This is a genomic window from Cupriavidus sp. FW305-27 (genome assembly GCF_058787995.1).
Genome location: NZ_JBYTAG010000046.1, coordinates 1 through 12,413, shown reverse-complemented (window position 1 = coordinate 12,413; position 12,413 = coordinate 1). Strand labels below are relative to the sequence as shown.

Here is a 12,413-nt window from a genome sequence, read left to right as displayed (position 1 = left end):
GACAAAGATGACCGCACAACCCACCAAGAAGCTCTACATCTCGGACGTGACGCTGCGCGACGGCAGCCACGCCATCCGCCACCAGTACAGCCTGGAGCACGTGCGCCGCATCGCGGCCGCGCTCGACGCCGCGCGCGTGGATTCGATCGAGGTCGCGCACGGCGACGGGCTGTCGGGCTCCAGCTTCAACTACGGCTTTGGCGCCCATACCGACCTGGAATGGATCGCCGCCGTGGCCGAGACCGTGCGCCATGCCCGCGTGGCCACGCTGCTGCTGCCGGGCGTGGGCACCGTGCACGACCTGCGCGCCGCCTATGATGCCGGCGCGCGCGTGGTGCGCGTGGCCACGCACTGCACCGAAGCCGATGTCTCGCGCCAGCACATCGAATATGCGCGCGAACTCGGCATGGACACCGTCGGCTTCCTGATGATGAGCCACATGACCACGCCCGCGGCGCTGGCGCAGCAGGCGAAGCTGATGGAAAGCTACGGCGCCCAGTGCGTGTATGTGGTCGATTCCGGCGGCGCGCTGGGCATGCAGGACGTGCGCGAGCGCTTCCGCGCCTTCAAGGATGTGCTCAGGCCGGAAACCCAGACCGGCATGCACGCCCATCACAACCTGAGCCTGGGCGTGGCCAATTCCATCGTCGCGGTGGAAGAGGGCTGCGACCGCGTCGACGCCAGCCTGGCCGGCATGGGTGCCGGCGCCGGCAACGCCCCGCTGGAAGTCTTTATCGCCGCCGCCGAACGCCTGGGCTGGCAGCACGGCTGCGACCTCTACACGCTGATGGATGCCGCCGACGACATCGTGCGCCCGCTGCAGGACCGCCCGGTGCGCGTCGACCGCGAGACCCTGGCGCTGGGCTACGCCGGGGTCTATTCAAGCTTCCTGCGCCATGCCGAGGCCGCCGCGGCGCGCTACGGCCTGGGCACGGTCGACATCCTCGTCGAGCTGGGCCGGCGGCGCATGGTGGGCGGGCAGGAAGACATGATCGTGGATGTGGCGCTGGATTTGCTGGCGCGGCGCAGTGCTCAGGCGGGGCAGGCAGTGCCGTCGGCGGCGGTGGCCTGAGCGTCGGCAGGCGCGGTCAGGGCGACGCCGGCGCGGCGCGCGCCGCAACGATCGCCAGCATCGGGCGCTCACGCTCGATGGCCAGGGCCGGCTGCGCGGCAACCTGCGCGTCAGTCGGTCCCCGCCGTGGTCGCGTCGCCGCTTGCCATGCGGTGGAAGACAATATCGTCGACCAGCGGTTCCAGCGGTGCCGCAATGCGGTCGATGGTGCCTTCCCGGTTGTAGAGGAAGGTGAGGGCCAGGTTGTCGGGATGGATTTCGGCGGGTTTTTCGGCGGTGGTGAACACATCGTAATGACGATGGGCGAGCTGGCCGGACATGCCGCGCCAGCGCCAGGAGAGTGCATCGCCATCGGTATCGATGGTGATCTGCCCGTAGGCGGGATGGGAGTAATCGCCGGCGTAGTCGTGCAGCGGATGGCTGGGAGCGGTGCCGGTGTGTTGCCGCGCCTGTCGTGCCGACTTGTCGACCCGCAGCTGCGCGAGCATTTCCTGGCGCCGGGCGCGCATGCGGCCGAGCCAGTCGATGGGCGCATGGTCGCGCAACTGGTCCAGGGCCGCATAGGTCAGCAGCGCGGTCACCGCGCTGGGTGCCCGGTTGGTCAGCACCGCAATGCCGATACGCCTGGATGGCATCAGCGTCATCAGCGCCGCCCAGCCCAGCCAGCTGCCGCTGTGCGAGACCGTGCGCTCGCCGCGGTATTGCTCGACCGTGAGGCCAAGGCCGTAATGCTGATCGCCGATCTCCGGGAACTCCGACATGCCGATATGCACGCCTGGCGTCATCATGTCGCGCACGATCGCCGGCGATAGCAGGGCACGCCCGCCAACCTTGCCTTCATCCAGCAGGCAGCGCATCCATTTCGCCAGGTCCTCCACCGAGGTGGCGAGGCCACCGGCCGGCTTCACAATGGAGGACCAGTTCGCACGCAAGCACTCGCTTGCAACCATCGTATGCGGGTGCGCGTGGTCGGGAGCGGCGGCCAGGGCCTCGGCGCAGAAACCGAAGCGTGAGAAGCCCAGCGGCCGCAGCAGGCGCTCCTCGGTGAAGTCCTCCCAGCGCTGGCCGCTGAGGCGCTCGGCCACATGGCCGGCGATCACGTAGCCAAGGTTCTGGTACTGCCAGCGTTCGCGCAGGTCACGGCTGGGCGCCAGGTGGCGCAGCCGTGCCAGCAGTTCGCCGGTGTCGAGGTCACCCGGGGTATGGAGCCAGTCGTGGCGCGGCATGCCGCTGTGGTGGCAGAGCAGGTCGCGCACCGTGATGCGCTCGGTGGCGACGGCATCGTGCAGCCGGAATCCCGGGATCAGGTCGCGCACGGGCGTGGCCCAGTCCAGCCTGCGCTCGTCCACCAGCAGGCCCAGGCCGGCCGCGGTGAAGGACTTGGTGATCGAGCACAGCATGAACTGCGTGGCCGTTGTCACCGGTGCTGATCCGGCGCTGTCGCGGACGCCGTAGCCCAGCATCAGGACGGGCTCGCCGTCGCGGATCACGGCCAGCGCAAGCCCGGGGATCTTCCAGTCCGCCATCGACTCTTCGACCAGTGCATCGAATCCGTTCAGCATGGGGCATTCCTGGGGGCATGGGCTCCGTATGCTGCCATGTCCTGGCGACGCAGTCATCGCCGGGTCGAAGTGACTGTGCCTTGCTTGCAACATCCCCAGCGTTGACAGCCATTCCTCCTGCTGGCCACGCCATGCCCCTCTCTCGTAGGGATCAGTTCGGCGCGTCGCGTCGTTAGCCAGCGCAACAGGAGCACGGACCGGGGTGCCGATACGCTGGCCACGCAGCGGCGCGCGGCGCACAGGCTGGCCGCGGCATAGCGCCACGCCGGGCCGGCCTGGCTGCAAGGTGGCCCCGGGGCGGGTAAACTGGCCGGTCCCAGCCTCCTTGCCACCGCCATGACCGCCCTGCCTATCTCCTTCGACGACGTCGCCGCCGCACACGAACGCATCCGCGCGGCGGCTCACCGCACCCCGGTGCTGACCTCCGCCACCGCGAACGTGGCCACCGGCGCGCAACTGTTCTTCAAGGCCGAGAACTTCCAGCGCATCGGCGCCTTCAAGTTCCGCGGCGCCTACAACGCCATCGCCCAGTTCACGCCGCAGCAGAAGGCGGGCGGCGTGCTGGCGTTCTCTTCCGGCAACCATGCGCAGGCGATCGCGCTGTCGGCCCGGTTGCTGGGCGTGCAGGCGGTGATCGTGATGCCGCAGGACGCCCCCGCGATCAAGATCGAAGCCACGCGCGGCTATGGCGCCGAAGTGGTGCTGTACGACCGCTACCAGGACGATCGCGAAGCGCTGGGCCGGCGCATCGCCGCCGAGCGCGGCATGACGCTGATCCCGCCGTATGACCATCCGCACGTGATGGCGGGGCAGGGCACGGCGGCCAAGGAGCTGTTCGAGGAAACCGGGCCGCTGGACATGCTGGTGGTGTGCCTCGGCGGTGGCGGGCTGCTGTCGGGCTGCGCGGTGGCGGCCCGGGCGATGTCGCCCGGCTGTGCCGTGTACGGCGTCGAACCCGAGGCCGGCAACGATGGCCAGCGCAGCCTGCGCAGCGGCGAGATCGTCCGCATCGACACCCCGCGCACCATTGCCGACGGCGCGCAGACGCCGTTCCTGGGCAACCACACCTTTGCCGTGATCCGCGAGCTGGTGACGGACATCGTCACGGTGTCGGATGCGGAACTGGTCGACACCATGAAGTTCTTCGCCGGGCGCATGAAGATCGTGGCTGAGCCCACCGGCTGCCTGGCCGCCGCCGCGGTGCTGCACGGCAAGCTGGATGTGAAGGGCAAGCGCGTGGGGATCATCATCTCGGGCGGTAATGTCGACCTGGGCGCCTTCGGCAGCTTCCTGCTGGGCTGAGTCGGGCGGCAGGGAATCCTGGACTGGCCCTGGCCGTCTAACCTGCAATCCGCGACGACAAAGCCAGGGGCGGCCATGACGGACAAGCGCCACTATGACGTGCTGGACACCGGCGCCGGCAAGCCGGTCAAGCTGTGGACGCGCGGCGTCCCGGTGGAAGGCGCTGCCCGCGAGCAACTGCTGAACACGGCGCGGATGCCGTTCATCTTCCGCCATCTTGCGGTGATGCCGGATGTACATCTGGGCAAGGGCTCGACCATCGGCTCGGTGATCCCGACCGTGGGCGCGGTGATTCCCGCCGCGGTGGGCGTGGATATCGGCTGCGGCATGATGGCCGTGAAGACCTCGCTCACCGCCGCTGACCTGCCCGACAACCTCGGGCCGCTGCGCAGCGCGATCGAGCACGCCGTTCCTCACGGTCGCACCGCGCAGGGCGGGCGGCGCGACCAGGGGGCCTGGGGCTCGGCGCCGGCGCCCGTTGACGCGGCATGGGCCGAAATGGCGCCGGGCTTTCGCCGCATCACCGACAAGTATCCGCACCTGGCGCGCACCAACCATCGCAATCACCTGGGCACGCTCGGCACCGGCAACCACTTTATCGAGGTGTGCCTGGACGAGGCCCAGGCAGTCTGGTTCATGCTGCACAGCGGCTCGCGCGGCGTCGGCAATGCCATCGGCACGACCTTCATTTCGCTGGCGCAGCAGGACATGCGCAAGCACCTCGCCAACCTGCCGGACCGCGACCTGGCCTACCTGGTCGAAGGCTCCACGCACTACGAGGACTACATCTTCGCCGTGTCATGGGCCCAGGCCTACGCGCGCCGCAACCGCGAGCTGATGATGGAGGCGGTGCTGGCCGCTGCGCAGCGCGTGCTGCGCAAGCCCTTCCAGGCGCAGCTGGAGGCGGTCAACTGCCACCACAACTACGTGCAGAAGGAGCATCACTTCGGCGCCGACGTGCTGGTAACGCGCAAGGGCGCGGTCAGTGCGCGCGTGGGCGAGCTGGGCATCATCCCGGGATCGATGGGCGCGCGCTCGTTTATCGTGCGCGGCAAGGGCAATCCGGAGTCCTTCTGCTCATGCAGCCACGGCGCGGGGCGCACCATGAGCCGCAGCGAGGCCAAGCGCCGCTTCACCGTGGCCGACCAGGTGCATGCGACCGAGGGGGTCGAATGCCGCAAGGACGCCGCGGTGATCGACGAGATTCCGATGGCGTACAAGGACATCGACGCGGTGATGGCGGCGCAGGCTGACCTGGTGGAGATCGTGCACACGTTGCGGCAGGTGGTGTGCGTGAAAGGCTGAATGGCTGTTGCCCTCGCCGCCGAGCGGCCTCTGGCAGGGGCATCCGGCACTGAATCCGCCCTGCGCAGAGGCATTGCAGCCGGGGCCACTCTACTGGAAGATCAGCGTGCCCACCGGTTGTCCGTTTGCACCGAAGAAAGTGGACTTGGACGAGACAAAGCTGATGTTTCCGCTGGTGTCGATCCGGAACGTGGTTTCCTCCTCTCCGACCCGGGCATTGCTGTTATCGAACTCTGTGTTGAGGAATGTCACGAGGAGCGTGGTCCCAGAATCGGGTGCCACGGAAAAGGACTGGGTGAGCGAGCCCAGTTTCGCGGCTTGCGTGTTGTCCGAGAAAATCGTGGCGGTTGCCAGCGGGCCGGAGTCGCCAGCCTTTACAGTTGCCGGGAATGTGTAGTCGGCGAAAGCCGCATAACCATCCGCCCCCTGGTCGATGGCGACCACGGCAAAGGTTGCCGAGTTTCTGAAGATTAACCTGGTGCCCGAAAACGGCTCCGAGTTTCCGTTCGTGATGACTGTGCCTATGACGGTTTCGGTGGTCTTCAGGACAACGGCGCTGTTCAGCGTGGCGGAATCGGCTGGCGCCGCGTTGAGCGTTCCTGAGCCTGAAACTGGCTTATTCTCGACTGAACCGGAGATGGAAAAATTCGCGGTTATGCCGTTGGCCGCCAGCGCCGCCATGGCGGTGGTGAGCGGCACTGTCAGCGTTTGCGCCGGCGGACTCGCTGCCTCGCTGCTGCCGCCGTCATCTCCGCCGCCGCCACAGCTGCCAAGTAAGAACGAAAATGCGAACAAAAATAAGAATCTCTTGGGCATCGCCGGCTCCTGACGGAAGTGCCCCGGATTCGAAATTTTTTTAGGCGCGCCGCGGCAGAAAAGGAAGGCTCTGGCATAAATCGCAGGTTTCACGTTCCTGCCGATCCTCAAAATGCCAGGCTGTCGGGAAGGCTTGGCTTACGATGGCGTCGCGAAAATGCTCCCGCAACAAATATGCCATCCATGCCATCGCGTTTGATTCTTCTCGGTTTTTTCAAGCATGTATATTCGGCAAACATGCGAAACAACAAGATCGGTTCCGTTTTTGATACGCGCCGTCATCGGCGCCCCGTCTCTGCAGGTGAACCTTGGCGCTGAATGGGATGCCGCCTGGCTGCCCGGTCTGACACTGAGCGGCGCGCTTGCCTACACCGGGAGCCAGTATGTTGACCAGGCCAATACCCAGAGCTTGCCAGCCTGGACGCGCATGGACCTGGGTGCGCGCTACCGGACCAGGATGGCCGGGACAGACGCGACCCTTCGCCTCTATCTGCGCAATGTGTTCGACCGCCGTTATTGGGCGGCCGTGGACAGCTATGGCGGCCTCGCGATTGGCGAGCCGCGTACGTTGATGATGTCGGCGACGGTCGGCTTCTGATCCGGCCTGAAGGCGGCCCGGCGCCACCGGATCGTCGCGGCCATCCCGCAGGCACGAACGCGCTCTCACGGGGCTGGCTTGCGCCCGCGTGGCAACGATGTACTACGGGAAGTCGGGGGATCCGTCTGCTGTGGCCTGGCCGGTGCCCCAGCCGGGTCAGTCGACGAGCAGATTTATCTTCGTCGTGAATTTCTGCCAGCGATCGATGTCGGCGCTCACCAGCTTCTGGAATTCAGCGGGCGTGCTTGTCGTCGTGGCAAAGCCGAGCTGCGTCAGCGATGCCTTGACCTCGGGCCTGGCGATGGCCCTGGCGATTTCCGTGTTGAGCCTTTGCACGATCTCGGGCGGCGTATTTGCCGGGGCGAGGATGCCGAACCACTGGTCGACGTCATAGCCGGCCACGCCAAGCTCGCTCACGGTGGGTACGTCGGGCAGGAACGGCGAGCGTGCCTTCGACGTGACGGCCAGCGCGCGCAGCTTGTTGCTTTTCAGGTAGGGGATGGTGTTGGTCAGCGTGTTGACGCTGACATCGGCCTGGTTGCCGAGCACGTCGGCGATGGCGGGGGCGCAACCCTTGTACGGCACGTGCAGCATGTCCATCCTTGCCGAGACCTTGAGCAGTTCGCCGGCCAGATGCTGCGGGGTGCCGTTGCCGCACGACGCATAGCTGGGGGGTGATGGGCTCTTGCCCGCCGCCAGCAGGTCGCTGAAGGTGCGGAGTTTCGAGTGCGATGGCACGGCGATCACCGATGGCACCGAAGCGAAGGTGATGACGGCGCTGAAATCGGACTTGGGATTGAACTGCAGCTTCTTGAAGACGCTCGGGTTGATGGCAAAGCTGCTGTTGACGATGAGCAGCGTATAGCCGTCGGCAGGACTCTTGGCGACGAACTCGGCGCCAATATTGCCGCTGGCGCCGGGCCGGTTGTCGATCACCACCGGCTGTCCCAGCGACTTGCTGATGTCGGCCCCGATCAGGCGCGCGAGAGAATCGGTCCCCCCTCCGGCCGGGAACGTCACCACCATGCGGATCGGCTTTTGCGGGAAGGTACTGGCGATATTGGCTTCGGCGCGCCCGGGCAGGGTGCCCAGGCTGCCTGCGACAAACAGGAGCGATGCCAGACTGCTGACGACGGATAGGGGTCTCATTGATATGCCTCGTCGGTTAGGGTGAAGGAAGCGGGAAAGCCGGTCAATCGGGGTCTATACGCACCGCCTGGCAGCACTCGCCGCCGGCGCGCACCAGTGCTGCAGCCGCCTCTAGCGCTTCAGCGGAGTCCGAGTGGATACGGTAGAGCGGTTGCCCTGGCGCCACCTTTGCACCGATCGCGCACAGCATGTCGACCCCGGCACCGCCATCGCGCGGCGCGCCGGCGGCGCGCGCCACGCCGGAAATCTGCAGGCCATCGACGCCCGCCACCCGGCCCCGCGTGGTGGCGGGAACGACCAGCGTATGCGTACCCGGCGCCACTGGATCGCAGCGGACGCCCTGCGCGGCGGCGATGCGATCGAACGCGGCCCTGGCCTTGCCTTCATGCAGCAGCGCCGCCGCAATTTGCATGCCGTGTTCGGGGGAGTCCACGCGGGGATCGAATGCGATGATTTCGCCGGCAAAGCGCAGGGCCTTGTCGCGCAGGTCGGCGGGCGCATCGGGAGCGTTGTCGAGCACGAGTCGGACGTCGCGCACTTCCAGTGCGGGGCCGATGCCGCGGCCGATCGGGCCGCTGCCGTCCGTGACCAGTGCGCGTACGTGCAGGCCCAGTCCCTTGCCGACGTGTTCGAACAGCGCGCCCAGCGCCTCGGCGTCGGCGCGTGTTGCCAGCTTGGTTTGCGGCCCGTAGGGCAGGTCGACAATGACGTGGGTGGCGCCGGCGGTGTACTTTTTCGACAGGATCGACGCCACCGACCAGCGCCGCGAATCGAGCCGCAGCGGTCGCGTGATGGCGTTCATCACATCGTCGACCACGGAATGGTTCAGCCGTCCGTTCCAGGCGATGCAGGCGCGTGCCTGGGCCACGCATCGGCGCACGTCTTCATGCGCCAGGTCGACCCGTGCGATGGTCTCCATGGCATCGGCGGTGCCGGCGGCAGAGGTGATCGCGCGTGACGATGTCTTGGGCATCGCCAGCCCGTAGGCCGCGACGATCGGCACCACGATCAGCGTGATGCGGCTGCCGGGAACGCCGCCCATCGAATGCTTGTCGACGACTACCGGTTCGTCCCAGTCGATGCGGGGTGTGAAGGCGGTACGCGCGCGCGCCAGAGCCACCACTTCCTCGTCCGTGAGCGTGCGGGTTGCGGCAACCAGGAACTCGGTCAGCTCGGCCTCGGTGTAGCGCCCGGCGATGGCGTCCTGCAGCACGGCAACGTAGGCCGCTTCGTCGAGCGGCTCGCCGCGCAGCTTGGCCATAAGGTTGGTGCGGCTGGCCGGCCGTTCGGCGGCGGATGTCCTGGTGCCGGTGCGCAAGGCTTCGACAAAGCGTGCCGTGCCTGCTTCCAGCGTGCTGTGGTTCGACACCGTGATACACGGGACGTGTGGCGGCACCGGAGCTCCCGCGCGTGCCACGCGGCTGGCAACCTGGTCGCCCGATTCCCGCCCGCGTGCGGCAATGCGCCGGGCAAGCACGTCATGCGGTGCCGTTACCAGGACCACCACGAAACGGGGCAAGCGCGCCGCGAGTTCCGCGATGACGCCGCGCGAGCCATTGGCCACGACGTTGCGGCCGCGTTCGAGCTCGCACATCAGGGACTTGGGCAATCCGTAGCGCAGGTCGTGCGCGTCCCAGGTTACCAGGAACTCTCCGCTTCGCTGGCGCCGCGCGAACTCGGCCTCCGTGACACCTTCGTGCTCTTCGCCAGCAGACCCGTCGGGACGCGTGATGACGCGCCGCGCAAAAACGTAGTCGCCGTCGAGCGCGGCACGTGCACCGTCGATCAGGGAGTCCTTGCCAGCGCCACTGGGCCCCACAACAAAGAAGAATGTGCCGGTCGCCTTCATGAGTATTACCTTAGATGTCGAAGTTATGTGGCTATGCTAGCACCGGCCAGGGGGGTGTCAAGATAAGTTCGATGTCTAAGGTAATGCAAACAACGGGCCAGCGCCCGCAAATCCAGTGTGTACGCGGGATTCGCGGACTTGTAGGGGAAAACACGGGGATACGGGTGCGCAGTGACGGTGCCTCATGCATGGGTTGCGGGCATCGTGCACTGATGGAGTGAACGCTACATGGAGAGGCATGGCCGATGAAGCGGTGATGTCGGCGTGCGAGCGCCGGAGGCGCTATCATGTGCGCTGTCGCTGGCACCGGGCCGTCCGCTGCCGCATGCATACGCTCTACTTTCCCTCACGACTATGGCCACAAAGAAACCGGATGCTCCGGTCCCGATCACGCCTGCGGATGAAGCCGATGAAGAACGGCTTGCCCACCTGGTGAAGGATGCCGCCCGGGCCTACATCCGGGCGCTGCAGCTGCGGCTGGCGGAACATTCGGTTTCGTATGGCCACTGGACCATCCTGCGTATCCTGTGGCGCCATGACGGCGTGTCGCAGCGAGAGCTGAGCGAACGCGCCGGGGTGACCGAGCCGACGACGTTTGCGGCAGTCAAGGCGCTGGAGGCGCTGGGCTACGTGGAACGCACGCATCTTCCTGGCAACAGGAAGAAGGTGCATGTGTTCCTGAGCAAGACCGGACGCGGGCTGCGCCGCAAGCTTGAACCGCTGGCGACCGAGGTGAATGAACTCAGCGTGGCAGGGCTGAGCGAAGAAGACGTGCTGACCACGCGCCGCGTGCTGATCACGATTGCGAAGCGGCTGGTCGCCGACGAAGCCGCGTCGGCGGAACATGGCCGGCGGGTCCCGTCCACCCAGGAGGTAGGGCGCCTGCTCTCGGACCTGTAGACGACCCGCAACGGAAAAGACCCTCGCCGGGCGAGACGGCAAGGGTGAATGCCTTGGGTAGAAGGCGTGAATCGGTCAGGGGGCCTGAGCCCCGCGGGTGTCAGGCTTCGTCGAGCCCGATGTCCACGGCAGGGGCCGACTGGGTGATCTTGCTCGTGGAGATGTAGTCCACGCCCGTTTCCGCCACGGCCCGGATCGTTTCCAGGCGGATGCCGCCTGACGCCTCGACTTTGGTCCGGCCGTTGACGATCTGCACGGCTTCCTTCATGTCGGGCACCGACATGTTGTCCAGCATGATCACGTCGACACCGGTTGCCAGTGCTTCGTGCACCTGTTCCAGCCGGTCGCATTCCACTTCCAGCTTGGTCAGCACGGGCAGCTTGCGGCGCACGCGTGCCACGGCGGCAGCGATGCTGCCGCACACGGCGATGTGGTTGTCCTTGATCATCACGCCGTTGTCCAGGCTCAGCCGGTGGTTCAGGCCGCCGCCGCAGGTCACCGCATGCTTTTCCAGCGCGCGCAGGCCCGGCGTGGTCTTGCGGCTGTCGATCAGGCGCGCCTTGGTATGGACAATGGCCTGGGCATAGGTTGCCGTATGGTTGGCGATGCCGCACAGACGCTGCATGATGTTCAGCGCGGTGCGCTCGGCCGTCAGGACGCTGCGTGCATTGCCGCTCACGTTAAGCAGCACCGCGCCTTTTTCAACCTTGTCGCCGTCGGCGACGCGCACATCGACCGACAGCGTCGGATCGTAGCGCGCGAAGATGCGTGCCGCCACGTCGATGCCGGCGATAAGCATCGGCTCGCGGGCGTTCATGCAGAAGGTGCCGGTCTCTCCCGGTTCAATCATGGTCTGGACGGTCAAGTCGCAGATGCCGATGTCTTCGGTCAGCCAGAGGTCGATCAGCTTGTCGGTGGCGAAAATGTCGTACATGAAGGGCTCCTGAACGGTGGTTGCGGTACCTCATAAATCTTAGAGATCGAAGTACATGGCGCAATACTAGCCCTTTCAGGCGCCATGTCAAGTAATATTCGAGATCTAAGATAAAGCGCAAACCTACCGCGCAAACTGCCCCAGCACCGTCCCGACCGCCTCCAGCCCCGCCCCGATCATATGCTGCATGTAGGTGCCCATCTGCGGCATTACCAGCATCAGCACCAGCAGGCCGCCGGACAGCGTGACCGGGAAGCCGACCGCAAAGATCGACAGTTGCGGCGAGGCGCGGTTGAGGATGCCCATCGCCAGGTTCAGCGTCAGCAGCGCCGCGATCATCGGCAGCGCCAGCAGCAGCCCGGACGAGAACACCATGCCGCCGGCGCGGGCCACGGCCATGGCGCCGCCGGCGGACAGCGGCGTGCCGCCGATGGGCAGGCCGCTGAAGCTGTCGACCAGCGCGCCCAGCATCAGCAGGTGGCCGTCCAGCGCCAGGAACAGCAGCATCGCGATCAGGTTCAGGAAGCGCGACAGCACCATGGTCTGGCCGCCGGCGGCGCGGTCGAAGAACGAGGCAAAGGACAGGCCCATCTGCAGGCCGATGATTTCGCCGGCCTGCTGCACGGTGGCAAAGACCAGCCGCATGGCAAAGCCCGTGGCCAGGCCGATGCCGACTTCGTTGAGGATGATCATCAGCCCGCCGAAGGAGTACACCGGCACCACCGGCAGCTGCGCGATGGTGGGCGACACCACCACCGCGACCATCGCGGACAGCGCGATCTTGGCGCGGCGCGGGATGGTGGACTCACCGAACAGCGGCGCGGTGCCGATCAGGGCCAGGATGCGGAAGAAAGGCCACAGGAACGCCGCGAGCCAGCTGTAGAGCTGGGCTGAGGTGAATTCGACCACGGCGGGGAGTCAGGGGG

General features: G+C 66.5%; 11 protein-coding genes. 5 read left to right on the top strand and 6 right to left on the bottom strand.

Annotated elements, in window-relative coordinates:
- The first annotated feature begins 7 nt into the window (after nt 1-7).
- Entirely contained in the window at nt 8-1,072 is a 1,065-nt protein-coding gene (dmpG, locus tag AC3WRI_RS21325; RefSeq protein ID WP_010810408.1) for a 4-hydroxy-2-oxovalerate aldolase, read from the top strand.
- 110 nt (nt 1,073-1,182) lie between these two features.
- On the opposite strand, the gene AC3WRI_RS21320 is transcribed toward dmpG, so the two are convergent.
- Nucleotides 1,183-2,634: a serine hydrolase gene (locus AC3WRI_RS21320; RefSeq protein WP_492294039.1), complete on the bottom strand. Its 1,452-nt coding sequence runs from the start codon at nt 2,632-2,634 to the stop codon at nt 1,183-1,185.
- A gap of 336 nt (nt 2,635-2,970) precedes the next feature.
- On the opposite strand from AC3WRI_RS21320, the gene AC3WRI_RS21315 reads away from it, so the two are divergent.
- Both AC3WRI_RS21315 and AC3WRI_RS21310 read left to right on the top strand, forming a co-directional pair.
- Nucleotides 2,971-3,936, top strand: a complete 966-nt coding sequence (locus tag AC3WRI_RS21315; RefSeq protein WP_010810406.1) for a threo-3-hydroxy-L-aspartate ammonia-lyase — start codon at nt 2,971-2,973, stop codon at nt 3,934-3,936.
- Nucleotides 3,937-4,011: 75 nt separating this feature from the next.
- The gene (locus tag AC3WRI_RS21310; protein WP_492294037.1) at nt 4,012-5,241 is read left to right on the top strand and encodes an RtcB family protein; all 1,230 of its coding nucleotides are present in this window, start codon (nt 4,012-4,014) and stop codon (nt 5,239-5,241) included.
- A 90-nt stretch (nt 5,242-5,331) separates the two neighbouring features.
- On the opposite strand, the gene AC3WRI_RS21305 is transcribed toward AC3WRI_RS21310, so the two are convergent.
- Nucleotides 5,332-6,150, bottom strand: a complete 819-nt coding sequence (locus AC3WRI_RS21305; RefSeq protein WP_492294035.1) for a hypothetical protein — start codon at nt 6,148-6,150, stop codon at nt 5,332-5,334.
- 127 nt (nt 6,151-6,277) lie between these two features.
- Between AC3WRI_RS21305 and AC3WRI_RS21300 the strand changes: the two genes are divergently transcribed.
- Complete coding sequence (locus AC3WRI_RS21300) at nt 6,278-6,655, top strand: TonB-dependent receptor domain-containing protein (RefSeq protein ID WP_492294033.1); 378 nt, start codon at nt 6,278-6,280, stop codon at nt 6,653-6,655.
- A 156-nt stretch (nt 6,656-6,811) separates the two neighbouring features.
- Here the strand turns inward: AC3WRI_RS21300 and AC3WRI_RS21295 are convergent, their stop codons facing one another.
- On the bottom strand, nt 6,812-7,804 hold the full coding sequence (locus AC3WRI_RS21295) for a tripartite tricarboxylate transporter substrate binding protein (protein ID WP_010810403.1): 993 nt from the start codon (nt 7,802-7,804) through the stop codon (nt 6,812-6,814).
- 43 nt (nt 7,805-7,847) lie between these two features.
- A complete protein-coding gene (gene phnN, locus AC3WRI_RS21290; protein WP_011616677.1) occupies nt 7,848-9,653 on the bottom strand; it encodes a phosphonate metabolism protein/1,5-bisphosphokinase (PRPP-forming) PhnN in 1,806 nt (601 codons plus the stop codon).
- A 354-nt stretch (nt 9,654-10,007) separates the two neighbouring features.
- Here phnN and AC3WRI_RS21285 point away from each other — a divergent pair, with 354 nt between their 5' ends.
- The gene (locus AC3WRI_RS21285; protein ID WP_010810401.1) at nt 10,008-10,553 is read left to right on the top strand and encodes a MarR family winged helix-turn-helix transcriptional regulator; all 546 of its coding nucleotides are present in this window, start codon (nt 10,008-10,010) and stop codon (nt 10,551-10,553) included.
- A 100-nt stretch (nt 10,554-10,653) separates the two neighbouring features.
- Here the strand turns inward: AC3WRI_RS21285 and nadC are convergent, their stop codons facing one another.
- Both nadC and fliR read right to left on the bottom strand, forming a co-directional pair.
- Nucleotides 10,654-11,487: a carboxylating nicotinate-nucleotide diphosphorylase gene (nadC, locus tag AC3WRI_RS21280; RefSeq protein WP_492294031.1), complete on the bottom strand. Its 834-nt coding sequence runs from the start codon at nt 11,485-11,487 to the stop codon at nt 10,654-10,656.
- Nucleotides 11,488-11,610: 123 nt separating this feature from the next.
- Nucleotides 11,611-12,396, bottom strand: coding sequence for a flagellar biosynthetic protein FliR (gene fliR, locus AC3WRI_RS21275; RefSeq protein ID WP_011616678.1), 786 nt, complete (start codon nt 12,394-12,396; stop codon nt 11,611-11,613).
- Nucleotides 12,397-12,413: the final 17 nt, after the last annotated feature.

What these genes read in the sequence shown, in the direction of transcription:
- dmpG (WP_010810408.1), top strand. Translation starts at nt 8, where the DNA reads ATGACCGCACAACCCACCAAGAAGCTCTACATCTCGGACGTGACGCTG.
- AC3WRI_RS21320 (WP_492294039.1), bottom strand. Translation starts at nt 2,634, where the DNA reads ATGCTGAACGGATTCGATGCACTGGTCGAAGAGTCGATGGCGGACTGG.
- AC3WRI_RS21315 (WP_010810406.1), top strand. Translation starts at nt 2,971, where the DNA reads ATGACCGCCCTGCCTATCTCCTTCGACGACGTCGCCGCCGCACACGAA.
- AC3WRI_RS21310 (WP_492294037.1), top strand. Translation starts at nt 4,012, where the DNA reads ATGACGGACAAGCGCCACTATGACGTGCTGGACACCGGCGCCGGCAAG.
- AC3WRI_RS21300 (WP_492294033.1), top strand. Translation starts at nt 6,278, where the DNA reads ATGTATATTCGGCAAACATGCGAAACAACAAGATCGGTTCCGTTTTTG.
- AC3WRI_RS21295 (WP_010810403.1), bottom strand. Translation starts at nt 7,804, where the DNA reads ATGAGACCCCTATCCGTCGTCAGCAGTCTGGCATCGCTCCTGTTTGTC.
- phnN (WP_011616677.1), bottom strand. Translation starts at nt 9,653, where the DNA reads ATGAAGGCGACCGGCACATTCTTCTTTGTTGTGGGGCCCAGTGGCGCT.
- AC3WRI_RS21285 (WP_010810401.1), top strand. Translation starts at nt 10,008, where the DNA reads ATGGCCACAAAGAAACCGGATGCTCCGGTCCCGATCACGCCTGCGGAT.
- nadC (WP_492294031.1), bottom strand. Translation starts at nt 11,487, where the DNA reads ATGTACGACATTTTCGCCACCGACAAGCTGATCGACCTCTGGCTGACC.